Raw genomic sequence first — 22794 nt, 5'->3', positions numbered from 1 at the left:
TCCCCCGCGCATCGTCTCAGCTCCCGAGACGCGGCGCGCCGTCAGGCCCGGAGGGTACCGTCGAGCACCGTGACGGCCCGCCCCGACAGGGTCACGCGGTCGCCGCGCACCGCGACGCCGACGTACCCGCCGCGCGCCGACGCCTGGTAGCCCGTCAGCGTGTCGCGGCCGAACCGCGCGGCCCAGTACGGCGCGAGGGCGCAGTGGGCGGAGCCGGTGACCGGGTCCTCGGCGTCGCCGGGCAGGACGCGCGGCGCGAAGAACCGGGACACGAAGTCGTAGCCGCGGCCCGGGTCGGCGGCCGCGGTGACGATCACGCCGCGCGCGTCGATCGCGGCGAGCGCGGGGATGTCGGGTGCGGCCCCGCGCACGGCCGTCTCGTCGGCGACCTCGGCGAGGACGTCGTTCTGCCCGTTGCGGCCGGCGCGCAGCACCGGCAGCCCCAGCGCCTCGGCGAGCCCGTCCGGGACGCCGATCGGCTCGGCCGGCGCGGCGGGGAAGTCCATCGCCAGCTCGCCGCCGGCCTCGCGGGTGACGGCGAGGACGCCGCTGTGCAGCGTCCGGAAGCGGACCGGGCGGTCCGGCGCGACCGATCCGGTCTCGTAGAGGGCGTGCGCGGCGCCCATCGTGGCGTGCCCGCAGAGGGCGACCTCCGTGAGCGGCGTGAACCACCGGAGCTCGAAGTCGGCGCCGGGCTCGTCCAGCGGGCGGACGAACGCGGTCTCCGAGTGCCTCATCTCCGCGGCGACGCGCTGCATCCACTCCGGGTCGGCCGGGCCCTCCAGCAGGCACACCCCCGCGGGGTTCCCGGTGAACGGGCGGCCGGTCAGCGCATCGACGACGAGCATCCTCATGGCGCCGACGCTACCGGCCGCCCGGCGCGCGGCGGCAGGGCCAATCCGCGGCAGTGGCCCGGCCGTGATGACACCGGCTTCACACTGTGAAAAAAGACCCCTTACAAAGATCATCAATGGCCGCGTACCCTGGCGGCGAGGGCGTCTTCCCGGCGGCGCCAGGACGCGGGAGTGAGAGTGTGACCGAGCGGATCGCCCTGTTCCCCCTGGGCACCGTGCTGTTCCCGGGGCTGGTGCTGCCCCTGCACCTGTTCGAGGACCGGTACCGCCGGCTGGTCGCCGACCTGCTGGAGCGGCCCGAGCCGCGCGGGTTCGGCGTCGTCGGCATCCAGCTCGGGCACGAGGTCGGCGAGGGCGCCGCGCACCGGCTCGCCGACGTCGGCTGCGTCGCCGAGCTGCGCGAGGTGTCCCCGCACCCCGACGGCCGCTACGACATCGTGGCGGTCGGCGCGCGGCGGTTCCGGGTCAAGGAGCTGGTCAGGTCCCGCCCCTACCTGCAGGGCGAGGTCGAGTTCCTGCCCGAGGAGGCGGGCGCCGACCCCGGGCCGGTCGCGGCGCGGGTGCGGCGGCTGTTCCGGCTCTACCGGCACCGGCTCGGCGCGGCGGGCGCCGGCCCGCCCGAGGCGCCCGAGCCGCCGCGGGACCCGATCGAGCTGTCGTACGCGATCGCGGCGGCGCTCGTCCTGGACGGGCACGAGAAGCAGCGCCTGCTGGAGTGCGAGGACGCGGCGCTCCGGCTCGCCGCCGAGCGCGACCTGCTGTCCCGCGAGAACCGCATCCTCGACATCCTGCCGATGATCCCCGCCGGGCAGTTCCTGGACGGGGCGTTCACCCCGAACTGATCTTCCGCGCGGCCGGCCCCGCGGCCCCGGAGCGGCCGGGCTTTCCGGACCGGTTCCCGCCGAAGCGGCCGGGCACGGCAGACTCTCCCCCATGAGCACCAAGGCCAAGGGCGGCAAGGGGACCCCGGCGACCGTCGCCGCGACCAAGGCGAAGATCGAGTACACGCTGCACGCCTACGAGGTGGACCCCGCCGCCGACAACTACGGGGAGGCCGCCGCCGACGCCCTCGGCGTCCCGTACGGGCGGCTGTTCAAGACGCTGCTGGCGGAGGTGGACGGGCGGCTCACCGTCGGGATCGTGCCCGTGTCGTCCACCCTGGACCTGAAGGCCCTCGCGGCGGCGGCCGGGGGGAAGAAGGCCCGGATGGCCGACCCGAAGGACGCCGAGCGCGCCACCGGCTACGTCGTCGGCGGGATCAGCCCGCTCGGGCAGCGCCGCCGGCTCCCCGCGGTGGTCGACGCGTCGGTGTCAGCGCTCGCGACCGTCTACGTCTCCGCCGGCCGGCGCGGACTCCAGATCGAGCTCGCCCCCGCCGACCTGATCCGGCTCACCGGCGCCCGGGTCGGCGACATCGCCCGCGGGTAGCCGCCGGACGGCCAGCTCCAGCAGCCCGTAGGCGCCCACGGCCGCCACCGGCCAGAACACCAGCACACCCCTGGCGCGCAGGTCGGCGACGCCGGTGGCGGTCGTGCCGTCGCGCGCGTGCCGGACGGCGTCCTGGAAGTCGCCGAGGCCGATCAGGTGGCCGGTCCGCCAGGCCAGCACGGCCGCGGCGCACCCGCCGGCGGCCAGGCCGAGCAGCAGCGCGACGTCGTTGCCCCGGCCGCCCGCCGCGTACGCGGCGGCGCCGCACAGGACCCCGGCGACGAGGGCGATCAGGGCGAACCGCGCGTCGGTGCCGATCGGGCCCTGGCCTTCCGGATCGGCCAGCAGTGCCTCACCCTGGACGATCACGAATGTCACCTTCGGCGCGGCGGCGGCCCACAGCAGGCCCGCGAGCGGGCCCAGCAGCGCCATGATCGCGGTGGTGGCGGCCCAGGTCGCCCACGGCCTCGTCGCGAAGAGCCTCCCGGCGGGTCGCCGCACCTCGTACGCTCCTAGCTGTAAGTCCCGTGACAGCGAAAGCCTAGCCTGCCCGGTTCGGCCGATCGACTCTCGAAGGGTGTCCGATTCCCGCCCACGACAGCCCCGATTACTGGGATAATGTGCCCGACATGTCCGGATTCAGTCCTGCGTTCGAACGCCTCGGCGCCGCGCGCGCGGCCGTCGTCCTGCAGCAGCAGGAGACGCTCGCCGAGTTCCTGCCGCGCGAGGACTGGAGCGCCGACCTGACCGCCCGCACCTACGCCAGCGGCGGCGTCACGGTCCGCGTCTCGCTGCTCGGCAGCTACGCGGCCCGCGAGCGCACCTGGCTGTGGGGCTGGGCGAACCCGCAGTTCGGCGACGCCCACCCGGCGGTCGCCCCGACGCTGGCCATCCGGGCGATCGGCGAGCGCCTCGGCATCCCCGAGTTCACCACCCCCGAGGTCGACCTGTCCTGGTACGAGGGCCCGGCCGGGCACGGCGGCGAGCTGATCGCGATGGCCGCCGGCGGCGTCCTCGGCGGGGCCGGCTACATCGGCGCCGGCTACGACGGCGGCTCCGCCTACCTGCACGTCGACGACCCGCAGGTCCCGGCCGCCCGCTGGGACCCGGTCACGCTGCCCCGCCTGCTGGCGAACGCGGCGAGCCTGTTCCCGCACGAGCCGCGGCTGACGCTCGCCGGGCTGCTCTCCCACCACCGCGTCCCCTACCGGCAGACCGACACGCTGACCGAGGCCGCGCTGCCGGGCGGCGGCACCGCCCGCGCCTCCTTCGACGGCCTCGGCCGCTTCGTGAACTGGCAGGCGGAGCTCACCCCGGCCGTCCTCGGCGGCTGACCCCCGCGCCGCGGGAGGTGGAGCCCCGCGGTGCGGGCGGGGCGGGCGTCAGCCGAGGCAGGACGGGCCGAGGAGCTGCTTCAGGTCGCCCATCAGCGCCGGGGACGGGGCCACCCGGAGCCGGTCGTCCAGCCGGACCACCGTGGTGCGCGGGCCGTTCTGGATGTGCAGGTGGACCTCGGCGGTGCCGGGGTGGGTGACCAGCACCTCCTTCAGCCGCGACACCGTCGGCGGCGTGCACCGGCCGAGCGGCATCGTGACCGACAGCGGGCCCGTCGCGTCGGTGACCGTCAGGTCGGGCTGGGTCACCTCCATCGCGATGATCTTCGCGACGTCCTCGCGGCGGTCCAGCCGGCCCTTGACGATCAGGATCGCGTCCTCGGCGAGCAGCGTCGAGCACAGCTGGTACGACGACGGGAAGCACAGCACCTCGATCGAGCCGGCGAGGTCCTCCAGCTGGAACATCGCCCACGAGTTGCCCTGCTTGGTGACCTTGCGCTGCAGCCCGGACAGCAGGCCCGCGACGACCACGACCTGGCCGTCCGGCCGCTCGCCCTCGTTCAGCGCGGCGATCGTGCAGTCGGCCTCGCGCTCGAGGATGTGCTCGACGCCGAGCAGCGGGTGGTCGGAGACGTACAGGCCGAGCATCTCCCGCTCGAAGGCGAGCAGGGTCGTCTTGTCCCACTCCTCGCCCTCGGGGATCGCGACGGCGAACGCGTCCTCGCCGCCGTCGTCCTCCAGCGCGCCGAACAGGGAGTCCTGCCCGACGGCCTCCTTGCGCTTGATGTCGATGACCGAGTCGATGGCCTGCTCGTGCACCATCAGCAGCGCCTTGCGCTGGTGGCCCAGCTCGTCGAACGCCCCCGCCTTGATCAGCGACTCCACGACCCGCTTGTTGCAGACCTGCGGCGGGACCTTGTTCAGGAAGTCGTTGAAGTCGGTGTAGGCGCCCTTCTCCTTGCGTGCGGCGACGATGCCGTCCACCACGTTGTGGCCGACGTTGCGGACCGCCGACAGGCCGAACCGGATCTCGGTGTCGCCGAGCGGGGTGAAGTCGGCCTCGGAGGTGTTCACGTCCGGCGGCAGGACCTTCAGCCCCATCCGGCGGCACTCCGACAGGTACAGGGCGCTCTTGTCCTTGTCGTCGCCGACGGAGGTGAGCAGGCCCGCCATGTACTCGGCCGGGTAGTTCGCCTTGAGGTAGGCCGTCCAGTACGACACCAGGCCGTACGCGGCCGAGTGCGCCTTGTTGAACGCGTAGTCGGAGAACGGGACGAGGATGTCCCACAGCGTCTTCACGGCCTCCTTGGAGAAGCCGTTGTCGAGCATGCCCTGCTCGAAGCCGACGTACTGCGCGTCCAGCTCGGCCTTCTTCTTCTTGCCCATGACGCGGCGGAGCAGGTCCGCCTTGCCGAGCGTGTACCCCGCCACCTTCTGCGCGATCGCCATGACCTGCTCCTGGTAGACGATCAGGCCGTAGGTGGTGTCGAGGATCTCCTTGAGCGGCTCCTCCAGCTCCGGGTGGATCGGGGTGATCTCCTGCTGGCCGTTCTTGCGGAGCGCGTAGTTGGTGTGGGAGTTCGCGCCCATCGGGCCCGGCCGGTACAGGGCGCCGACGGCGGAGATGTCCTCGAAGTTGTCGGGCTTCATCAGCCGCAGCAGCGACCGCATCGGGCCGCCGTCGAACTGGAACACCCCGAGGGTGTCGCCGCGGGCGAGCAGGTCGTAGGTGGCCTGGTCGTCCAGCGGCAGCGCGAGCAGGTCGACGTCGACGCCCTTGTTCTTCTTGATGCCCTTGAGCGCGTCGTCGATGATCGTCAGGTTGCGCAGGCCGAGGAAGTCCATCTTCAGCAGGCCGAGCGTCTCGCAGGTCGGGTAGTCGAACTGCGTGATGATGGCGCCGTCGGAGTCCCGGCGCATGATCGGGACGTGGTCGGTGATCGTCTCGCCGGACATGATGATCCCGGCGGCGTGCACCCCGGTCTGGCGGATCAGGCCCTCCAGGCCCTGCGCCAGGTCCATGATCTGCTTGACGTCGGCCTCTTCCTCGTACAGCTTGCGCAGCTCGCCGGCCTCGCCGTGGCGCGGGTGCTTGTCGTCGAAGATGCCCGACAGCGGGATGTCCTTGCCCATCACGGCGGGCGGGAACGCCTTGGAGATCCGGTCGCCGAGCGCGTACGGGAAGCCGAGGACGCGGCCCGCGTCCTTGATGGCGGCCTTCGCCTTGATGGTGCCGAAGGTGGCGATGAAGGAGACCTTGTCGGCGCCCCACTTCTCCGTCGTGTACTTGATGACCTCGGCGCGCCGGTCTTCAGGGAAGTCGATGTCGATGTCGGGCATGGACGCGCGCTCGGGGTTCAGGAACCGCTCGAAGATCAGCCCGTGCGGGATCGGGTCGAGGTCGGTGATCCCCATCGCGTACGCGATCAGCGAGCCCGCGGCGGACCCGCGGCCGGGGCCGACCAGGATCCCGTTCTGCTTGGCCCACATGATGAAGTCGGCGACGACGAGGAAGTAGGACGGGTACCCCTTGCCGAGGATGACGTCCATCTCGTACTCGGCCTGCTCCTTGTAGCCCTCGGGCAGGCCGTCGGGGAAGCGGCGCTCCAGGCCCCGCCAGACCTCCTTGCGGAACCAGCTCTCCTCGGTCTCGCCCTCGGGGACGGGGAAGCGGGGGCTGAGGTCGCGGTACTCGAACATCCCCGCGGGGTCGACCTTCTCCGCGACGAGCAGCGTGTTGCGGCAGCCTTCGAGCCAGATGTCGGAGGAGTCGATGCCGCGCATCTCCTCGGCGGTCTTCAGGTAGTAGCCGCTGCCGTCGAACCGGAACCGGTCGGGGTCGGCGAGCTGCTTGCCCACCTGGACGCACAGGAGCGCGTCGTGCGCGGTGGCCTCGGACTCGTGGGTGTAGTGCGAGTCGTTGGTGACGACCGGCGGGATGTTCAGCTTCCTGCTGATCTCGATCAGGCCGTCGCGGACGCGGCGCTCGATCTCCAGCCCGTGGTCCATCAGCTCCAGGAAGTAGTTCTCCTTGCCGAGGATGTCCTGGAAGGTGGCGGCGGCCTTCAGCGCCTCGTCGAACTGGCCGAGCCGCAGCCGGGTCTGGATCTTGCCGGACGGGCAGCCGGTGGTGCCCATCACGCCGTCGGCGTGCTCGGCGAGCAGCTCCTCGTCCATCCGGGCGTACTTGAAGACGAAGCCCTCGGTGTAGGCGCGGCTCGACAGCTTGAACATGTTGTGCAGGCCGGTCTTGTCGCGCGCCCACAGCGTCATGTGGTTGATCAGGCCGCCGCCGGAGACGTCGTCGCGCTTCTGGCTCGGCTCGCCCCACTGGACCTTCTTCTTGTGGTAGCGGGACTCGGGCGCCATGTACGCCTCGATGCCGATGATCGGGGTGACCCCGGCGGCCGTCGCCTGCTTGTGGAAGTCGTAGGCGCCGTGCATGTTGCCGTGGTCGGTCATCGCGATCGCCGGCATCTTCTGCCGGCCGACCTCTTCGAACATCTGCTTCAGCCGGGCCGCTCCGTCGAGCATGGAGTACTCCGTATGAACGTGCAGGTGAACGAAAGAGTCGGCCATGCGTGCTGCGCCTCCTGCTCGTCGCATGCGACCGCCCGCGCGCGGACGGCGCGCGGTGGCGGTATCGGTCCCGGGGGAAGATCGCCGGCCCGGCGGAGCGGCCGGGACGACGCGGTCCTGAGAGCCTAACCCGCCCCCGGGGCCCCACGCGCCCCGACGCGCCCAATCCGGGCGGCCCCGCCGGGACGTCTCAGTGCATGGGACGCGCCGTCCGGGATTTGGCACGCGGAACGGCACCGCCTACCATCGGGGCCATGACGCGTCGTCCTCCCAGGTTTACGCGGCCGGCTCCGGGCGAGCCGGTCGCCGCGGCGACCTGAGCGACGACCCCGGAGCCGGCCGAGGCGGAGCCCCCGAGGGGCTTCGCCTTTCTTGATCCGCATCTGCCTTCGATCCGCATCGACCAGGCGCGGCCCGGCACCGGCTCTCCCCCCGTGCGGCCACGCCGCAGCATGAGAGGGAACCCATGCCCGACCAGGTGATCGACCCCGCCGAGCTGCGGGTCGCGCTGCCGTCCGCCGACGCCCTCGCCACCCTCGGCGAGGCCCGCGCCGCGATCGACGGCATCGACGCGGCCCTCGCGACCCTGCTGGAGCACCGCGCCGCGGTCGCCGCCGCCGTGCAGCGGCTCAAGCCGGTCGGCGGCTTCGCCGGGCGCGACCCGCGCCGCGAGCGGGAGATCGTCGAGGCGATGGCCGCGCGCGCCCCGTCCCTCGGCGCCGCCCGGCTCGCGCCCATCGTCAACGCGATCATCGAGGCCGGCCTGGACGCGGCCGAAGCCCGCCGATGAGCACTGGACCGATCAGCACGATGGACACCGCGCACGGCGCGGCACCGGACGGGGACGCACGGGCGAGCGCCGTCCGGAACGGGCTGAGCGTGGGCGTCGCCGTGGGCGTGTCCGGGCTCGCGTTCGGCGCGGCGGCCGTCACCGCCGGCCTCACCGTCGCGCAGGCGTGCGTGCTGAGCCTGCTGGCGTTCACGGGCGCGTCCCAGTTCGCGCTGGCGGGCGTGGTCGGCGGGGGCGGCGGCCTGGTGGCCGGCACGCTCGGCGCGGTGCTGCTCGGCGGGCGCAACGCCCTGTACGGGCTGCGGCTCGCCGGCACGCTCGGCGTGCGCGGGTGGCGGCGGCTGCTCACCGCGCACGTCGTCATCGACGAGACCGCCGCCGTCGCGACCGCGCAGCGCGACCGGGCCGCGGCCCGCGCCGGCTTCTACACCACCGCCGTCACGCTCTACCTGGCCTGGAACCTCACCACGCTGCTCGGCGCGGCGGGGGCGGCCCGGCTCGGCGACCCGGACGCCATCGGCCTGGACGTCCTCGGCCCGGCCGCGTTCCTGGCGCTGCTCTGGCCGCGCCTGACCGGCGGCGGCGGCGCGGTGCGGGTGGCCGTGGGCGCGGCGGTGATCGCGGTCGCGGCCACGCCGCTGCTGCCGCCGGGGGTGCCGGTCATGCTGGCGGCCGCCGCCGCGCTGCCCGCCCTGATCGGGCGGAGGGCGGCGCCGTGAGCGTGTGGATCGCCGTGGCCGCGACGGCGCTCGGCTGCTACGCGCTGAAGCTCGCGGGGCTCGTCGCGCCGCAGCGGGTGCTGGACGATCCGCGGGTGCGCCGGTTCACCGGCCTCGTGCCGGTGGCGCTGCTCACCGCGCTGATCGCCGTGCAGGCGCTCGCCGACGGCCGCTCGCTGGAGTTCGACCCCGCCCGCCTCGCGGGGCTGGGCGCGGCCGTGGCGGCGCTGCTGCTGCGGGCGCCGTTCCTGGTGGTGCTGGCCGCCGCGGCCGGGGTCGCCGCCGGCCTGCGCCTGCTCGGCCTGTAGCGGTCAGGACTCGGCTTCGACGATCTCCAGCGCGCGGGCCAGATCGTCCGGGTAGGGGCTCTCGAACTGCACCCACTCCCCCTTGGTCGGATGCTCGAAGCCCAGCCGGACGGCGTGCAGCCACTGCCGCTTGAGGCCGAGCCGCGCGGCGAGCGTCGGGTCGGCGCCGTAGGCCATGTCGCCCGCGCACGGGTGCCGGATCGCGGACATGTGCACCCGGATCTGGTGGGTGCGGCCGGTCTCCAGGTCGATGTCGAGCAGCGTCGCCGCCCGGAACGCCTCGACGGTGTCGTAGTGGGTGACCGACGGCTTGCCGCCCGCCACCACCGCGAACCGGCCGTCGCCGGACGGGTGCCGGTCGATCGGCGCGTCGACGGTGCCCCGGAACGGGTCGGGGTGGCCCTGCACCAGCGCCTGGTAGCGCTTGTCGATGCGGCGCTCCTTGAAGGCCCGCTTGAGCCGGGAGTACGCGATCTCGCTCTTCGCGACGACCATCGCGCCGGTGGTGTTGGCGTCGAGCCGGTGGACGATGCCCTGCCGCTCCGCCGCGCCGCTGGTCGCGATCGTGTGCCCGGCGCCGAGCAGCCCGCCGAGGACGGTCGGGCCCGTCCAGCCGGTGGTGGGGTGGGCCGCGACGCCGACGGGCTTGTCCACCACGACGATGTCGTCGTCCTCGAACAGGACGCCCATCCCGGGGACGGGCTCGGCGACCGGCGCGGGCGGCGCGGGCGGCGGCGGCAGCGTGACCTCCAGCCAGGCGCCCGCGTGCAGCCGCTCGGACTTGGTGGCCACCTCGGCGCCGTCCAGCAGGACGTCGCCCGCGGCGATGATTTCGGCCGCGCCGCTGCGCGACAGGCCGAACAGCCGCGCCAGGGCGGCGTCGATCCGCTCGCCCTCCAGGCCGTCCGGCACGTGGAGGCTGCGCACCTCCCCCATCAGGCCTTCTCCTCCGGGGCCCGCTCCTGCTCCGGCCCGGCGTCCGCCGCCTCGCCCCCGGACGGGGCCTCGGCTCCGGTCCCGGCGCCGGTCCCGGCGCCGGCCTCGGCCCCGGTCCCGCCATCGGTCTTGGGGGCGGGGGGTTCGTCGTCCTCCTCGGTGACGCGGGTGCCGTCGACCTGGAGCCCGCGCGCGGCGAGCAGCACCGCGAGGACGCCGCCGCACACGATCGCCGAGTCGGCCAGGTTGAACACCGGCCAGTGCGGCAGCTGGATCCAGTCGACGACGTGGCCCTTCAGCGGCGCCGGCTCGCGCAGCAGCCGGTCGGCGAGGTTGCCGATCGCGCCGCCGAGCAGCAGGCCGAGGCAGATCGCCCACGGCGCGCTCCGCAGGTTGCGGGCCGTCCGCAGGATGGCCACCACCACGCCGCAGGCGATCAGGGTGAACACGATCGTGTAGCCGGTGCCGATGGAGAACGCGGCGCCGCTGTTGCGGGTCTCGCGCAGCGTCAGCAGCCCGCCGAGCAGCCGGACCGGCTCGCGGTCCTGGAGCGTCGCCACCACGATGATCTTGGACACGGCGTCGGTGGCCAGCGCGGCCAGGGCCACGGCGACGAGCACGCCGACGCGGCGCGGCCGGGATGGTCCCGTGGACCCCCCGGCCTCGCCCTCTGGGTTCGTTGAGTCGCTCAGCGACGTTCCTCGCGTTGTTTGCATGTCACACATAGGGTCGCACGCGGGAAGACCTGAAGTCGCGCCTTGCCGATCGGCTTGGCGCAGGACTCGCAGGTCCCGTACGTGCCGGCGTCCATCCGCTGGACGGCCCGCTCGATCTGGGCGAGCAGGTCCTGTGAATTGTAGGCCAGCGCCAGCTCGTGCTCGCGCTCGTAGGTCTTGGCGCCCGCGTCGGCCTGGTCGTCGCCCGCCCCGTCGCTGCCGTCGCCCTCGGCGATCTGGCTCGCGGACGCGGCGATCTCGGCGCGCAGCCCCTCGATCTGCTCCTGCAGCCCGGCCCGCACCCGGGCGAGCTCCTCGGAGGTCCACCGGTCCTCGCCCTCGCGCACCGGCAGCTCGGCCGCCGCCGCGGGAGCGGCCCCGTCCTGCGGCGCCGCCGCCCTGCCTCCGCGCCCGGCCGAGCCCTTGCGCGCGGGGGACCTGCGCCCGCTCCCGGCGGCGCGCGCCTCGGCGGAGTCCGCCTCCGCGGGCTGCTTGTCGGCGGACCGCCCTGCAGCGGGCCGCCTTCCGGTGGGCGGGGCGCCCTTCGTCGCGCCGGCCATGTCGGCCTCCCTCGCGCTGATCGCCTCGACGGGCACTGCGGGCAGCATAGGTCCCCTTTCTCGGACGCGGTAAACAACCCTGGGCCGTGGTACCGACCGCTTATGCCCGGTCGCCGATCGGCTGGAAACCCCTGGTCGGCGCACGAGATCGCAAAGGAACGCCACCCCGCCCACCGGGCGGGGCCCGCACCGCCGTCCCGGGCCGGGGAAAGGGGAAGAGCGGAGCGCGCGCGTGCGTTAAAGTGCAGACGAACAGTCGTACGGCAGGCGCTGATGGGGACACCTGCCGCCGTAAGCGGCCATGAGCGATCCGGGGACGGTGCGAGCCCGGAGGCGCGCCCGGCGGTCTGATCACCCCGGAGCCGCCGGAAGAAACGCCCCGGCCGGTCGGCCGCGGGCGCGGTAGACCCGGCAGCCGAGACGGCGAACGAAGCGGGCCGCGCCGATCCGGCGCGGTCAAGGAGGGTGGTACCGCGGGGCCGCGCGCCTCGTCCCTCCGGTCACGTGTCCACGTCGATCCGGAGGTCCGCCACCGTGAGCCGAGCGTTTCGGCCGCTGCCCGCGCAGGTCGATCTGCCCGCCCTGGAGCGGGACATGCTGCGCCGCTGGCAGGAGAACAAGGTCTTCGAGCGGTCGCTGGAGCGCACCGCGTCCGGCGAGCCCTGGGTGTTCTACGAGGGGCCGCCGACCGCCAACGGCATGCCGGGCGTCCACCACGTCGAGGCCCGCGTGTTCAAGGACGTCTTCCCGCGCTTCAAGACCATGAAGGGCCACCACGTCCCCCGCAAGGCCGGCTGGGACTGCCACGGCCTGCCGGTCGAGGTGGCCGTGGAGAAGGAGCTCGGCCTCACCGGCAAGAAGGACATCGAGGAGTACGGCGTCGCGGAGTTCAACGCCCGCTGCCGCGAGTCGGTCCTGCGCCACGTGGACGCGTTCGAAGAGATGACCGAGCGCATGGGCTACTGGGTCAACACCGACCAGGCCTACCGGACGATGGACCCCGAGTACGTCGAGGCCGTCTGGTGGTCGCTGAAGCAGGTGTTCGACAAGGGCCTGCTGTTCCGCGACTTCCGCATCACCCCGTACTGCCCGCGCTGCGGGACGGGCCTGTCCGACCACGAGCTGGGCCAGCCCGGCGGGTACGAGACGGTGACGAGCCCGTCGGTGTACGTGCGCATGCCGGTGACCTCCGGGCCGCTCGCCGAGCTGGGCGCCTCCCTGCTCATCTGGACGACGACCCCGTGGACCCTGGTGTCCAACACCGCCGTGGCCGTCCACCCCGACGTCACCTACGTCGCCGCCCGCCCGGCGGGGTCGGGCGAGGTCCTCGTCGTGGCCGAGCCCCTGGTCGACCAGGTCCTCGGAGAGGGCGCCGAGCGGCTCGCCTCCTACCGTGGCACCGAGCTGGAGCGGACGACCTACGAGCGCCCCTTCGACCTGGTCGACATCCCGGACGCGCACTACGTCGTCCTAGGCGACTACGTCACCGTGGAGGACGGCACCGGGCTCGTCCACCAGGCGCCCGCGTTCGGCGGCGACGACATGACCGTCTGCAAGCGGTACGGCATGCCGATCGTCAACCCGGTCGGGCCGGACGGCCGCTTCCTGCGGGAGGTGCCCCTCGTCGGCAACAAGTTCTTCAAGGACGCCGACGAGCCGCTCACCGAAGACCTGCGCGCGCGCGGGCTGCTGTTCCGCGGCGGGCACTTCGAGCACAGCTACCCGCACTGCTGGCGCTGCCACACGCCGCTGCTCTACTACGCGCTCCCGGCCTGGTACATCCGCACCACGCAGATCAAGGACCGGCTGCTGGAGGAGAACGAGAAGACCAACTGGTACCCCGAGACGGTCAAGCACGGCCGGTACGGGGAGTGGCTGCGCAACAACGTCGACTGGTCGCTGTCGCGGAGCCGCTACTGGGGCACGCCGCTGCCCCTGTGGGTCTGCGGCGACGACGAGGACCACGTCACCTGCGTCGGGTCGCTCAAGGAACTCGGCGAGCTGGCCGGGCGCGACCTGTCCGCGCTCGACCCGCACCGGCCCTACGTCGACGACGTCGCGTTCCCCTGCCCGCGATGCGGTGCGGAGGCCCGCCGCGTCCCCGACGTCATCGACGCCTGGTACGACTCGGGGTCCATGCCGTTCGCGCAGTGGGGCGCCCCCTACCGCAACAACGACGTCTTCGAGAACGCCTACCCGGCCCAGTACATCTGCGAGGCCCAGGACCAGACCCGCGGCTGGTTCTACTCCCTCATGGCCGTCGGGACGCTGGTGTTCGACCGGTCGTCCTACGAGAACGTCGTGTGCCTCGGCCTGATCCTCGCCGAGGACGGCCGCAAGATGAGCAAGCACCTCGGCAACGTCCTGCGGCCCATCCCGCTGATGGACCAGCACGGCGCCGACGCGGTGCGCTGGTTCATGGCCGCGAGCGGGCTGCCCTGGGCGTCCCGCCGCGTCGGGCACGGCGCCCTGGAGGAGATCGTCCGCAAGGTGCTCCTCACCTACTGGAACACCGCGTCGTTCTTCGTCCTGTACGCCAACGCCGCGCAGGCGCAGGGCCGCGCCTGGACGCCGGACCGGATGTCGGAGGCCCCGGCCCCCGCCGACCGGCCGCTGCTGGACCGCTGGGCCCTCGCCGAGCTGCACCGCACCGTCCGCGAGGTCGACGCCGCGCTGGAGGAGTTCGACACCGCGCGCGCGGGCCGGCGCCTCTCGCAGTTCGTCGACGACCTGTCCAACTGGTACGTGCGGCGGTCCCGGCGGCGCTTCTGGGAGGGCCCGCAGACCCCGGAGGGGTCGGCGGCGTTCGCCACCCTCTACGAGTGCCTGGAGACCCTCACCCGGCTGATGGCGCCGATCGTCCCGTTCATCACCGACCACGTGTGGGACGTCATCCGGCCCGAGGACGGCCCCGAGTCGGTGCACCTGGCCGACTGGCCCGCCGTCGACGAGAGCCTCCTCGACGAGACCCTGACCGGGCAGATGGCGCTCGTCCGGCGGCTGGTGGAGCTCGGCCGCTCCGCGCGGGCCGCGAGCGGCGTCCGCACCCGCCAGCCCCTCGGCCGCGCCCTCGTCGGCGCCCCCGGCTGGTCCGCGCTGCCCGAGCAGCTGCGCGCGCAGATCTCCGAGGAGCTGAACGTCCTCGGCTTCGAGGAGCTGTCCTCCATCGGCGGCGACCTGGTCGAGTACGAGGTGAAGCCGAACTTCCGGGAGCTGGGCAAGCGCTACGCCAAGGACACCCCGAAGGTCGCCAAGGCGATCACCTCCGCCGACGCCGCGGACCTCGTGCGGGCGCTGCGCGACGGCACGGCGGAGGTCGAGGCCGCCGACCTCGGCACGGTGCCGCTGACCGCCGACGACGTGATCGTCACCGAGCGGCCGCGCAGCGGCTGGGCGGTGGAGAGCGCCGCCGGCGAGACCGTCGCGCTCGACCTCACCGTCACGCCCGAGCTGCGCCGCGCGGGCCTGGTGCGGGAGGCCGTCCGGCTCGTCCAGGAGGGCCGCAAGGCCGCCGGGCTGGAGGTCACCGACCGCATCGAGCTGTGGTGGGAGGCGACCGGCACCGACCTCGCCGAGGCGCTGCGCGCCCACTCCGCCGAGGTGGCCGCCGAGGTCCTCGCGACCTCGGTGTCCGAGGGCCGTCCCGCGGACGTCCCGGCGAACCGCGACGAGGAGCTGGGCCTCACCTACTACCTGCGCCGCGCGTGACCCGCGCCCGCGAATCATGATCGGCTCCGCCGCGCCCGGGGACGGGCGCGGCGGAGAACTTTCCCCGATGGGGTTCATCGCGACACATCGCGTTTGCGATGATGGTGCCGTGAATCTTCCCGAGCAGCCTTCCGGCTCCGAACCTCCGGCCGCCCCGTCCCCCGCGAGCATGCGCGCGTCGGACGCCGACCGCGATGAGGTGGCCGACCGCCTGCGCGAGGCCCTGGCGGAGGGGCGCATCACGCCGGAGGAGCACGCCGAGCGCATCGACGCCGTCTACAAGGCCAAGACCTACGCCGAGCTGGCGCCCGTCCTCAGCGACCTGCCGGACGAGCACCCCCCGCGCCCCCGGGTCGACCTGCGCAAGGAGCAGGCCCTCGCGCCGCCCCCGCCGCAGTCGCCCAACCTCGTGGCGATCTTCTCCGGGGTGGAGCGCAAGGGCCGCTGGCTCGTCGAGCCCACCACCAACGTCTCCTGCGTGTTCGGCGGCGCCGACCTCGACTTCCGCCAGGCGGTCCTCAGCCGGAGCGAGGTCACCGTCAACGTCACCTGCGTCTTCGGCGGCGTCACCATGATCGTCCCGCCGGGGGTGCGGGTGATCGCGTCCAACACCTCCGTCTTCGGCGGCACCGACGTGCCCGACGACGACACCGTGGAGCCGGACGCGCCCATCATCCGCATCACCGGGATGCTGCTGTTCGGCGGCGTGTCCGTCAGCCGCCGCGCGGTGGGCGAGAAGAACGGCCGCCGCGACCGGCATCGCGAAGTGCACCGCAGGCACCACGAGGAACTGCGGGAACTGCACCGCGAGCACCGCGACGCCCGCCGCGAGCGGCTGCGCGAGCTGCGCGCGGAACGCCGCCGCCACCGCTGACCCACCCGGCCGCGGGGCCTCCCCGCCCCATGGGCCCGGCGGTCGCGCGCATGGGCCGTCACCGGCTCGGAGGCAGGCCGCCGGGGAGGTGGGGCCGGTCGCGGCGCGGGCCGCTCCCGGACATGACCGGTCCCGGACGCGAGCCGGTCACGGGCACGGATTTGCGGGCGGTCACGGGCACGGACCGGTCGCGGACCTGTCAGTCGCCGGCGCGGACCGGCCCCGGACGGGGGCCGGTCCGCGGGCGAGGTCAGTCGCGGGCGGGGTCAGTCGCGGGCGTGGGCGCGGTCGGGCTGGCAGACCAGGCAGGGCGTGCAGCCGCGGGACTTGGCCTCCGCGCGGGACAGCGACTCCAGGTCGTCGGCGTCGTCGCCGACGTCCTCGATGAGGGCGCAGTCGACGCGGTGGTAGCGCTTGGTGCCGCTCAGGATCCGGACCTGCGGGCCCTCGTCGTCCGGCTCGCCGGACGGCTCGTCCGCGCCGGACGGCTCGGGCTCGGACGCCGCGAAGGCGTCGTCGGCGGAGGATTCGGCGCCGGACTCGGCGCCGGGCTCGTCATCGGTGCGGCCCGGCTTCGCCGCCGCCTCGCCGCCCGCGAGAGGCGCCGAGCCGAGGTCGACCGTGGCGCCCGGGTCCGCGGACGCGGGCTCAGCGGGCCGCTCCCAGCCGGAGCGCGCCTCCGGCTCCTTCGGGGCGGACTCGGCCTTCTCCGGCGTCTCCGGGGCGCTGGGCGCCTCCGCGGCGGCCGCGCCGAACAGGCTCGCGGCGGGCACGTCGGTCAGGGTCGGCCCGGCCGGGCTCGCCGGGGGCTCCGCGGCGGACTCGTCCGCGCGCGGGATCTCGGCGGTGCGGTCGAACGCGCCGGGCTTGTCGAACGCGCCGGGCTCATCGGAGGAGGCCGGCTTGCCGGGATCGGCGAAGGAGACGGGCGTGTCGAACGACGTGGGCGCGGCGGAGGACGCCGGCTTGGCGAGGCCCGCCAGGCCGCCCTCGGAGCGTTCCGCGCCGGGCTCGCGGCCGGCCGTCCCGCCGCTCTTGCCGGCGGGGGCGGGCACCGACGCCGCCGCGCGCGCCGCCAGGGCGGTGTCGGGCATGCAGGCGGTGCAGGGGCTGAACCCCTCCTCCTTGGCCTCGGCGTAGGTCAGTTCCTCGACGTCGCGCCCGGCGAGCTGCCGGCACGTGTCGAGGTGGTAGCGCTTGCGCCCGCGGACGACGAACACCAGCGCGCCCTCGGGGACGTCGGCGGGCGGGGCGGGGACCTCGGGCCCGTCGTCGGCCGCGTCCCCCTGCGCCGCCGCCGCGGATGCCGCGGCCGGAGCGCCCGCGGCGCTCTTGGCGGGCGCCGGTGCCGGAGGCGCGGGCCTCTTGCGCCGGTCCTTCCTGGACTTCTTGCTCTGCTTGCTCTGCCGGGCGGGTGCCGCCGAGGCCGCTGCGCCCCAGAGCTCCTTGCGCCGCAGGAACACCCCGATGGCCAGGCACAGCGCGGAGATGATGCTGACGGCGATCGAAATGTAGATCACCACCAGCGCGTCCAGGCCGAAGACCTGGGCGCTGTCTCCGTTGCCGGCGACGATTCCCGCTACCAGGAGGGCGATCGCCACCACCACGAGAACGCCACTCAGGATGATCACAGGGTCTCTCCCACTCGTTCGGACCGCTCGGCTCCGGGCCGTGCGAGAGACCCGGTCGCCGCCCACGACCGCCCGTCAGCGCCGAACGGCGCCCGCCGGGATGGCGCCGCTGCCACCCGGCGCGGGCATCGGGACGACACTATCGCCTGCGGCGGCCGCGTCAGCGCCGATCGTGCGGCGGGTTGTCGCCGCCCGCGTGGAACGCGCCGGTCGCCGAGTGCTGCACCTGCTGGCCGTGTTCGGCCGGCTGCGGGAACGTGCCGGGCGCGGGCGCGGGACCGCCGGCGGCGCCGTTGCGGTTCTCCGGGTGCGGAAGGCCGGGCTGCGGGCCCGTCTGCGGACCCTGCGGGGCGTTCTGCGGCGACTGGACCGGGGCCGCGCCCGGGACGGCGGCGAACGCGCCGGTCTCGGTGCTGCCCGCCTCCAGGTCGCGGAGCTGGCCCTCCAGGTAGACCTTCAGGCGGCTGCGGTACTCGCGCTCGAACGCGCGCAGGTTGTCGACCTCGCGCTCGAGCTCCTCGCGCTGCTGCACGAGCGAGCCCATGACCTGCCGGTGCCGCTCCTGCGCGTCGCGATCGAGCGCCTCGGCGCGGGACCGGGCCTCGCTGACGATCTGGTCGGCCTGCCGGCGGGCCTTGCCGAGGATCTCCTCGGCCTCGCGGCGGGCGCGGCCGAGCGTCTCGTCGGCCTCCCGGCGCGCGTCGGCGATCGCCTGGTCGGCGGTCTGCTGCGCGAGCGCGAGGACGCGGGCCGCGGTGTCCATGTTGTCCTCGCCGGTCGGGGCGGGGGACATGCCGAGGCCGCCGAGCGCGGGCTCCGGCTCGGGCTGCGGCTGCGGCTCGGGGCGCGGCGGCTCGGGGATCTTCTGGACGTCCGGCTTCGGCTCCACGATGGGCGCGGCCATGGCGGGGACCTTGCCGCGCAGGCACTCGGCCAGCTTCGCCCGCAGCTCCTCGTTCTCCTGGATGAGGCGGTCGAGCTCGGCCTCGACCTCGTCGAGGAAGGCGTCCACCTCCTCCTCGTCGTACCCCGGCCTCAGCCTGGTGGTACTGAACTGCTTGTTCCGCACGTCGGCGGGTGTCAGCGGCATGTTCTCGTCTCCTTGGCGCGCTTGGAGTCTGTCCCTGAAGGACGGTATCCGATCGATCTAGGGACCGCCGAATACGGAGCCAATGACCATGATCAGGATCCAGACCACAAGGATGAGCACGGTGAAGCTGAGGTCCAGTGCAACGTTACCCAGACGCACGGGCGGTATGAAACGCCTCAGCAGCTTCAAGGGCGGATCGGTGATGGTGTAGGTCGCCTCGGCGATCACCAGCACCACCCCGGAGGGCTTCCATTGGCGGGCGAACGACTGAAGGACCTCCAGCACCAGCCTCCCGATCAGGAAGAGGAGGAAGAGGTACAGGAGGTACGTCAGCACCTGTCCAGCGATGTTCACGGATACTCTCGCATGTGGGTCTCAGCTCTGGTTGAAGAACCCTCGTTCTGCCATCCGGGCCTTGTCCTCCGCCGTCACCTCCACGTTGGCGGGCGACAGGAGGAACACCTTGTTCGTAACACGCTCGATGCTCCCGTGCAGGCCGAACACGAGACCCGCCGCGAAGTCGACCAGACGCTTGGCGTCGCTGTCGACCATCTCGGTCAGATTCATGATCACCGGTGTGCCCTCTCTGAAGTGCTCCCCGATGGTCCTCGCCTCGTTGTAGGTCCTTGGATGCAGAGTAGTGATACGAGCGAGGTCGGTGGTACCGGACTCGTAGAGCGCCACGGAGCGTCGCTCCAGCGTCGACGCGGAGTGATGGTCGCGATCCCGGTCCGCGGTCTCCTCGGCTCGGGTAAGCTGACCGCCGGATTCGTCCTCACGGCGACGGGTCTGACCCGGGTCGGTCTCGTCGTCGTAGACCTCGTACTCGTCGTAGTCGCCGTACTTGTCGTCGTAACGGTCGTCCTCCACAAGGCCGAGGTAGACCGCCATCTTGCGCATCGCGCTGGCCATACGCCCCTCCGTGTCCTGTGGCCGCGGCGCCGGGCGCGTCCGGTGCCGCCGTTGGACTGATCCGTCGTGGCGACCCGCGTACCGCCAGGTACCACTGGGGGGACATTACCTGACGATTGCCCGTCGGCCGCCGAGCAACGCCGTACCGATCCGCAGGTGTGTCGCGCCGCACGCGATCGCCTGCTCCAGATCGCCGCTCATACCCGCACTGACGATCCGGGCGTCCGGATGGTTCCGCCGCAAACGCTCCGCGACCTCGGCGAGCCGGGCGAAGGCGGGCATCGGGTCGGCGCCGAGCGGCGCGACGGCCATCACCCCGCCCAGCCGGAGGCCCGGCGCCCCGGCGATGGCGTCGGCCAGTTCCGGCACGTCCCCCGGCGCCGCGCCGCCCCGCTCGCCGCGCACCTCCTCCGCGTCCAGCGACACCTGGACCAGGCAGCGCAGCGTCCGCCCGGCGCGGACGGCGGCGCCCGACAGCGCGGCGGCCAGCCGGGGCCGGTCGACCGAGTGGACGACGTCGGCGTAGCCGGCGACCGCGCGGGCCTTGTTGGTCTGCACCCGGCCGACGAAATGCCAGGTGAGCGGGAGGTCGGCGCATTCGGCCGCCTTGGGGCGGGCCTCCTGGTCGCGGTTCTCGCCGACCTCGGTGAGGCCGAGTCCGGCCAGCAGCCGCACGTCGGAGGCGGGGAAGGTCTTGGTCACCGCGATGAGGGTGATCTCGCTCTCGTCCCGGCCGGCGGCGGCGCAGGCCGCGGCGATGCGGGCGCGGACCGCGGCGAGCGACTCGGCGAGTTCGGCGCGGCGTCGCCCGGCGGCGGGATCGGTCTCGCCGGTCACGCGCCGTCCTCGAGCCAGACGAACCCGGCGAAGCGGCCGGTGCGGCCGTCGCGGCGGTAGGAGTACAGGCCCGCGTCCTCGATGGTGCAGCGCGGGTCGGCGGCGACCTCGGCGACCCCGGCGGAGGCGAGCTGCGCGGCGATGCCGGCCCGGATGTCGAGCCCGGGCGTCCCCTTGGCCGTCACGCAGTGCGCTTCGGGCACGACGGCGGCGACCTCGTCCCGCATGGCGGCGGGCACCTCGTAGCAGCGGCCGCACGCGGCGGGCCCGATCGCGGCCGCCATCCGGGCCGGGTCCGCGCCGCGCTCGCACATCGCCTTCACCAGCGCGGGGACGACCCCGGCGGCCGTGCCGGGGCGGCCGGAGTGCGCGGCGCCGACGACGCCGGCGACCGGGTCGGCCAGCAGGACGGGCGCGCAGTCGGCGACGAGGACGGCGAGGGCGAGGCCCGGGACGGTCGTGACGACGGCATCGACGGGGCCGGGGGTCTCGGGGGAGGTGACGAACGCGACGTCGGCGCCGTGCACCTGCCGCATGTAGACGGTGCGGCCGGGGTCGACGCCGAGCGCCTCGGCGGCGCGCCGCCGGTTGCCGCGCACGGCCGCGGGGTCGTCGCCGACCGCGCCGCCCAGGTTCAGGGAGTCGTAGGGGGGCGTGCTCACGCCGCCGGCGCGGCCGGTGAAGCCGGCGCCGACGCCGTCGCCCAGGGCGACGGGCGTGATCACTTCAGGAAGTCGGGGACGTCGAGGTCGTCGTCCTCGTCGAACACGACGGGACGGCGGCGCTGCCCGGAGGAGGCGGGGCCGCCGTCGTTCTCTCCCGCGTGCACCCGGGAGGAGGCCGGCTCGGCGGGCTGGCGCGGCGCGGGGGCGCGCGACCCGGCGGACTCCCCGGAGCCGCCGGCGTCCCGGTCGCCCGGCGGCCCGGACGAGGCGCCCTCGGACCGGGCGGGCTCGTCGCGGTCGCCGCGGCCGGCGGACCGGTCGTCGTGGGCCGGCGCGGGCGGCTGCGCGCGGTCGCTCTCGGGGCGCGGCGGCGGGGTCTGAGCCGGCGGGGCCGGGGCGGGCGGGTGCGGCGCGGCGGCGGCCTGCGCCACCGACGGCTGCGCGGGCTGCCCTCCGGCCTGCTGGCCGCCCACCGGCTCCGAGCGTCCGACCCGGCTGGGGATCGGGTTGGCCGGGGCGGCGGGCTGCGCGGGCGGCGGCACGGGACGGGGCGGGGGCGGGGGCAGCCGCTTGCCCTCCGGCTCGGGAGCCGGCTTGGCAGGGCGCCCCTCGTCAAAACCCGCCGCGATCACCGTGACCCGGACCTCGTCGCCGAGCGCGTCGTCGATGACCGCGCCGAAGATGATGTTGGCGTCCGGGGCGGCGGCGTTCGACACCAGCTGCGCGGCCTCGTTGATCTCGAACAGGCCGAGGTCGGAGCCGCCGGAGATGGACAGCAGCACGCCGTGCGCACCGTCGATGCTGGCCTCCAGCAGCGGGCTGGAGATCGCCATCTCGGCGGCGGCGACGCTGCGGTCGTCGCCGCGGGCGGAGCCGATGCCCATCAGCGCCGAGCCCGCCCCGGACATCACCGACTTGACGTCGGCGAAGTCGAGGTTGATCAGGCCCGGGGTGGTGATGAGGTCGGTGATGCCCTGGACACCGGACAGCAGCACCTGGTCGGCGGCCTTGAAGGCGTCCAGCACGCTGACCTGCCGATCGGAGATCGACAGCAGCCGGTCGTTGGGGATGACGATGAGGGTGTCGACCTCGTCGCGCAGCGTCTCGATGCCGGCCTCGGCCTGCATGGCGCGCCGCTTGCCCTCGAAGCTGAACGGGCGGGTCACCACCCCGATGGTGAGCGCGCCGAGCGAGCGGGCGATGTTGGCGACCACGGGCGCGCCGCCGGTACCGGTGCCGCCGCCCTCCCCGGCGGTGACGAAGACCATGTCGGCCCCCTTGAGGACCTCCTCGATCTCCTCCCGGTGGTCCTCGGCCGCCTTGCGGCCGACGTCGGGGTTGGCCCCGGCGCCGAGGCCGCGGGTGAGCTCGCGGCCCACGTCCAGTTTCACGTCGGCGTCACTCATCAGCAGCGCCTGGGCGTCCGTGTTGATCGCGATGAACTCGACGCCCTTGAGACCCTCTTCGATCATCCGGTTGACGGCGTTGACGCCGCCGCCGCCGATGCCGACGACCTTGATGACCGCGAGGTAGTTCTGCGGTGCTGCCACGACGAGGGGCCTTTCCGCTCTCTCCGACCGCCCAGACCGGCCTGCCGACCGTGCCGCCGCGGTGTTCCGACCTGTGCACCGAGGGAGGGGCCGAAACCCTCACCCTCAACTTGAGGCTTACACTTATGTCAACCTGAAGACTGATACGGACAGTAGGGCGGCCTTACCGCCAGGGTCAACTAACCTCCCCCGAACTCCACCGGCGTGTCGCGGCTGGCATGGGTTTGCCCAGCTTGTCGTCGGGCACCCGCCCGTTCCACCGCCCGCGCGCATCGGCGTCCCCCCTCCACGTCCGCATCGGTC

Annotated in this window: 21 protein-coding genes; 8 read left to right on the top strand and 13 right to left on the bottom strand. The window is 73.8% G+C overall.

The window, feature by feature from the left end:
- Positions 1 to 41: 41 nt before the first annotated feature.
- Entirely contained in the window at positions 42 to 854 is an 813-nt protein-coding gene (locus CHF16_RS02475) for a PhzF family phenazine biosynthesis protein (protein ID WP_089324204.1), read from the bottom strand.
- A 179-nt stretch (positions 855 to 1033) separates the two neighbouring features.
- Here CHF16_RS02475 and CHF16_RS02470 point away from each other — a divergent pair, with 179 nt between their 5' ends.
- Positions 1034 to 1696, top strand: coding sequence for an LON peptidase substrate-binding domain-containing protein (locus CHF16_RS02470; RefSeq protein ID WP_089324203.1), 663 nt, complete (start codon positions 1034 to 1036; stop codon positions 1694 to 1696).
- Between the two features lie 91 nt (positions 1697 to 1787).
- Complete coding sequence (gene ybaK, locus CHF16_RS02465) at positions 1788 to 2282, top strand: Cys-tRNA(Pro) deacylase (RefSeq protein ID WP_089324202.1); 495 nt, start codon at positions 1788 to 1790, stop codon at positions 2280 to 2282.
- Here ybaK and CHF16_RS39220 read toward each other — a convergent pair.
- Complete coding sequence (locus CHF16_RS39220) at positions 2166 to 2783, bottom strand: hypothetical protein (RefSeq protein ID WP_245868160.1); 618 nt, start codon at positions 2781 to 2783, stop codon at positions 2166 to 2168. The two genes, ybaK and CHF16_RS39220, sit on opposite strands and share 117 nt — an antisense overlap.
- A gap of 128 nt (positions 2784 to 2911) precedes the next feature.
- Here CHF16_RS39220 and CHF16_RS02460 point away from each other — a divergent pair, with 128 nt between their 5' ends.
- Complete coding sequence (locus CHF16_RS02460; protein WP_089324297.1) at positions 2912 to 3616, top strand: DUF6882 domain-containing protein; 705 nt, start codon at positions 2912 to 2914, stop codon at positions 3614 to 3616.
- Between the two features lie 48 nt (positions 3617 to 3664).
- Here CHF16_RS02460 and dnaE read toward each other — a convergent pair whose 3' ends face one another.
- A complete protein-coding gene (dnaE, locus tag CHF16_RS02455) occupies positions 3665 to 7195 on the bottom strand; it encodes a DNA polymerase III subunit alpha (protein ID WP_089324201.1) in 3531 nt (1176 codons plus the stop codon).
- A 466-nt stretch (positions 7196 to 7661) separates the two neighbouring features.
- Here dnaE and CHF16_RS02450 point away from each other — a divergent pair, with 466 nt between their 5' ends.
- Genes CHF16_RS02450 through CHF16_RS02440 form a run of 3 tightly spaced genes read left to right on the top strand, consistent with a single transcriptional unit; the run spans position 7662 to position 9012 of the window.
- Positions 7662 to 7985 (top strand): chorismate mutase, encoded by a 324-nt coding sequence (locus CHF16_RS02450; protein WP_089324200.1) that lies wholly within the window; start codon positions 7662 to 7664, stop codon positions 7983 to 7985.
- Positions 7982 to 8704: an AzlC family ABC transporter permease gene (locus CHF16_RS02445; RefSeq protein WP_425427463.1), complete on the top strand. Its 723-nt coding sequence runs from the start codon at positions 7982 to 7984 to the stop codon at positions 8702 to 8704. Before CHF16_RS02450 ends, CHF16_RS02445 begins: the two co-directional genes overlap by 4 nt.
- Complete coding sequence (locus tag CHF16_RS02440; RefSeq protein ID WP_089324198.1) at positions 8701 to 9012, top strand: AzlD domain-containing protein; 312 nt, start codon at positions 8701 to 8703, stop codon at positions 9010 to 9012. Before CHF16_RS02445 ends, CHF16_RS02440 begins: the two co-directional genes overlap by 4 nt.
- Before the next feature lie 3 nt (positions 9013 to 9015).
- Here the strand turns inward: CHF16_RS02440 and CHF16_RS02435 are convergent, their stop codons facing one another.
- The 3 genes from CHF16_RS02435 to CHF16_RS41170 form a co-directional block, all read right to left on the bottom strand.
- Positions 9016 to 9948: an RluA family pseudouridine synthase gene (locus CHF16_RS02435; RefSeq protein WP_089324197.1), complete on the bottom strand. Its 933-nt coding sequence runs from the start codon at positions 9946 to 9948 to the stop codon at positions 9016 to 9018.
- A complete protein-coding gene (locus CHF16_RS02430; protein ID WP_245868159.1) occupies positions 9948 to 10568 on the bottom strand; it encodes a signal peptidase II in 621 nt (206 codons plus the stop codon). Before CHF16_RS02430 ends, CHF16_RS02435 begins: the two co-directional genes overlap by 1 nt.
- A 68-nt stretch (positions 10569 to 10636) precedes the next feature.
- Complete coding sequence (locus tag CHF16_RS41170; RefSeq protein ID WP_245868175.1) at positions 10637 to 11017, bottom strand: TraR/DksA family transcriptional regulator; 381 nt, start codon at positions 11015 to 11017, stop codon at positions 10637 to 10639.
- A gap of 741 nt (positions 11018 to 11758) precedes the next feature.
- Between CHF16_RS41170 and ileS the strand changes: the two genes are divergently transcribed.
- Together ileS and CHF16_RS02415 are read left to right on the top strand one after the other, a co-directional pair.
- Positions 11759 to 14932: an isoleucine--tRNA ligase gene (ileS, locus tag CHF16_RS02420; protein WP_089324296.1), complete on the top strand. Its 3174-nt coding sequence runs from the start codon at positions 11759 to 11761 to the stop codon at positions 14930 to 14932.
- 109 nt (positions 14933 to 15041) lie between these two features.
- Entirely contained in the window at positions 15042 to 15806 is a 765-nt protein-coding gene (locus CHF16_RS02415; RefSeq protein WP_342750064.1) for a DUF1707 SHOCT-like domain-containing protein, read from the top strand.
- Positions 15807 to 16072: 266 nt separating this feature from the next.
- On the opposite strand, the gene CHF16_RS02410 is transcribed toward CHF16_RS02415, so the two are convergent.
- The 7 genes from CHF16_RS02410 to ftsZ all read right to left on the bottom strand — a co-directional run bounded on the left by CHF16_RS02410 (position 16073) and on the right by ftsZ (position 22491).
- Positions 16073 to 17437 (bottom strand): hypothetical protein, encoded by a 1365-nt coding sequence (locus tag CHF16_RS02410; RefSeq protein WP_089324194.1) that lies wholly within the window; start codon positions 17435 to 17437, stop codon positions 16073 to 16075.
- A gap of 160 nt (positions 17438 to 17597) precedes the next feature.
- The gene (locus CHF16_RS02405; protein WP_089324193.1) at positions 17598 to 18527 is read right to left on the bottom strand and encodes a DivIVA domain-containing protein; all 930 of its coding nucleotides are present in this window, start codon (positions 18525 to 18527) and stop codon (positions 17598 to 17600) included.
- Positions 18528 to 18584: 57 nt separating this feature from the next.
- A complete protein-coding gene (locus tag CHF16_RS02400; protein ID WP_089324192.1) occupies positions 18585 to 18881 on the bottom strand; it encodes a YggT family protein in 297 nt (98 codons plus the stop codon).
- A 21-nt stretch (positions 18882 to 18902) separates the two neighbouring features.
- On the bottom strand, positions 18903 to 19439 hold the full coding sequence (locus CHF16_RS02395; protein WP_089324191.1) for a cell division protein SepF: 537 nt from the start codon (positions 19437 to 19439) through the stop codon (positions 18903 to 18905).
- Positions 19440 to 19544: 105 nt separating this feature from the next.
- Entirely contained in the window at positions 19545 to 20276 is a 732-nt protein-coding gene (locus CHF16_RS02390; protein ID WP_089324190.1) for a YggS family pyridoxal phosphate-dependent enzyme, read from the bottom strand.
- Positions 20273 to 21001, bottom strand: a complete 729-nt coding sequence (gene pgeF, locus CHF16_RS02385; protein ID WP_089324189.1) for a peptidoglycan editing factor PgeF — start codon at positions 20999 to 21001, stop codon at positions 20273 to 20275. Before pgeF ends, CHF16_RS02390 begins: the two co-directional genes overlap by 4 nt.
- A complete protein-coding gene (gene ftsZ, locus CHF16_RS02380) occupies positions 20998 to 22491 on the bottom strand; it encodes a cell division protein FtsZ (RefSeq protein WP_089324188.1) in 1494 nt (497 codons plus the stop codon). The genes pgeF and ftsZ overlap by 4 nt, the downstream gene beginning before the upstream one ends.
- Positions 22492 to 22794 lie beyond the last annotated feature (303 nt).

The sequence above is a fragment of the Actinomadura meyerae genome (assembly GCF_900188445.1).
Lineage (GTDB): Bacteria > Actinomycetota > Actinomycetes > Streptosporangiales > Streptosporangiaceae > Spirillospora > Spirillospora meyerae.
This window is presented reverse-complemented; position numbering and strand designations above follow the sequence as displayed.

Bases quoted from the DNA above. Each gene is read 5' to 3' on its own strand.
- CHF16_RS02435 (WP_089324197.1), bottom strand. From the start codon at position 9,948: ATGGGGGAGGTGCGCAGCCTCCACGTGCCGGACGGCCTGGAGGGCGAG.
- CHF16_RS02450 (WP_089324200.1), top strand. From the start codon at position 7,662: ATGCCCGACCAGGTGATCGACCCCGCCGAGCTGCGGGTCGCGCTGCCG.
- CHF16_RS02395 (WP_089324191.1), bottom strand. From the start codon at position 19,439: ATGGCCAGCGCGATGCGCAAGATGGCGGTCTACCTCGGCCTTGTGGAG.
- CHF16_RS02405 (WP_089324193.1), bottom strand. From the start codon at position 18,527: ATGCCGCTGACACCCGCCGACGTGCGGAACAAGCAGTTCAGTACCACC.
- ybaK (WP_089324202.1), top strand. From the start codon at position 1,788: ATGAGCACCAAGGCCAAGGGCGGCAAGGGGACCCCGGCGACCGTCGCC.
- CHF16_RS02460 (WP_089324297.1), top strand. From the start codon at position 2,912: ATGTCCGGATTCAGTCCTGCGTTCGAACGCCTCGGCGCCGCGCGCGCG.
- CHF16_RS02445 (WP_425427463.1), top strand. From the start codon at position 7,982: ATGAGCACTGGACCGATCAGCACGATGGACACCGCGCACGGCGCGGCA.
- CHF16_RS02475 (WP_089324204.1), bottom strand. From the start codon at position 854: ATGAGGATGCTCGTCGTCGATGCGCTGACCGGCCGCCCGTTCACCGGG.
- dnaE (WP_089324201.1), bottom strand. From the start codon at position 7,195: ATGGCCGACTCTTTCGTTCACCTGCACGTTCATACGGAGTACTCCATG.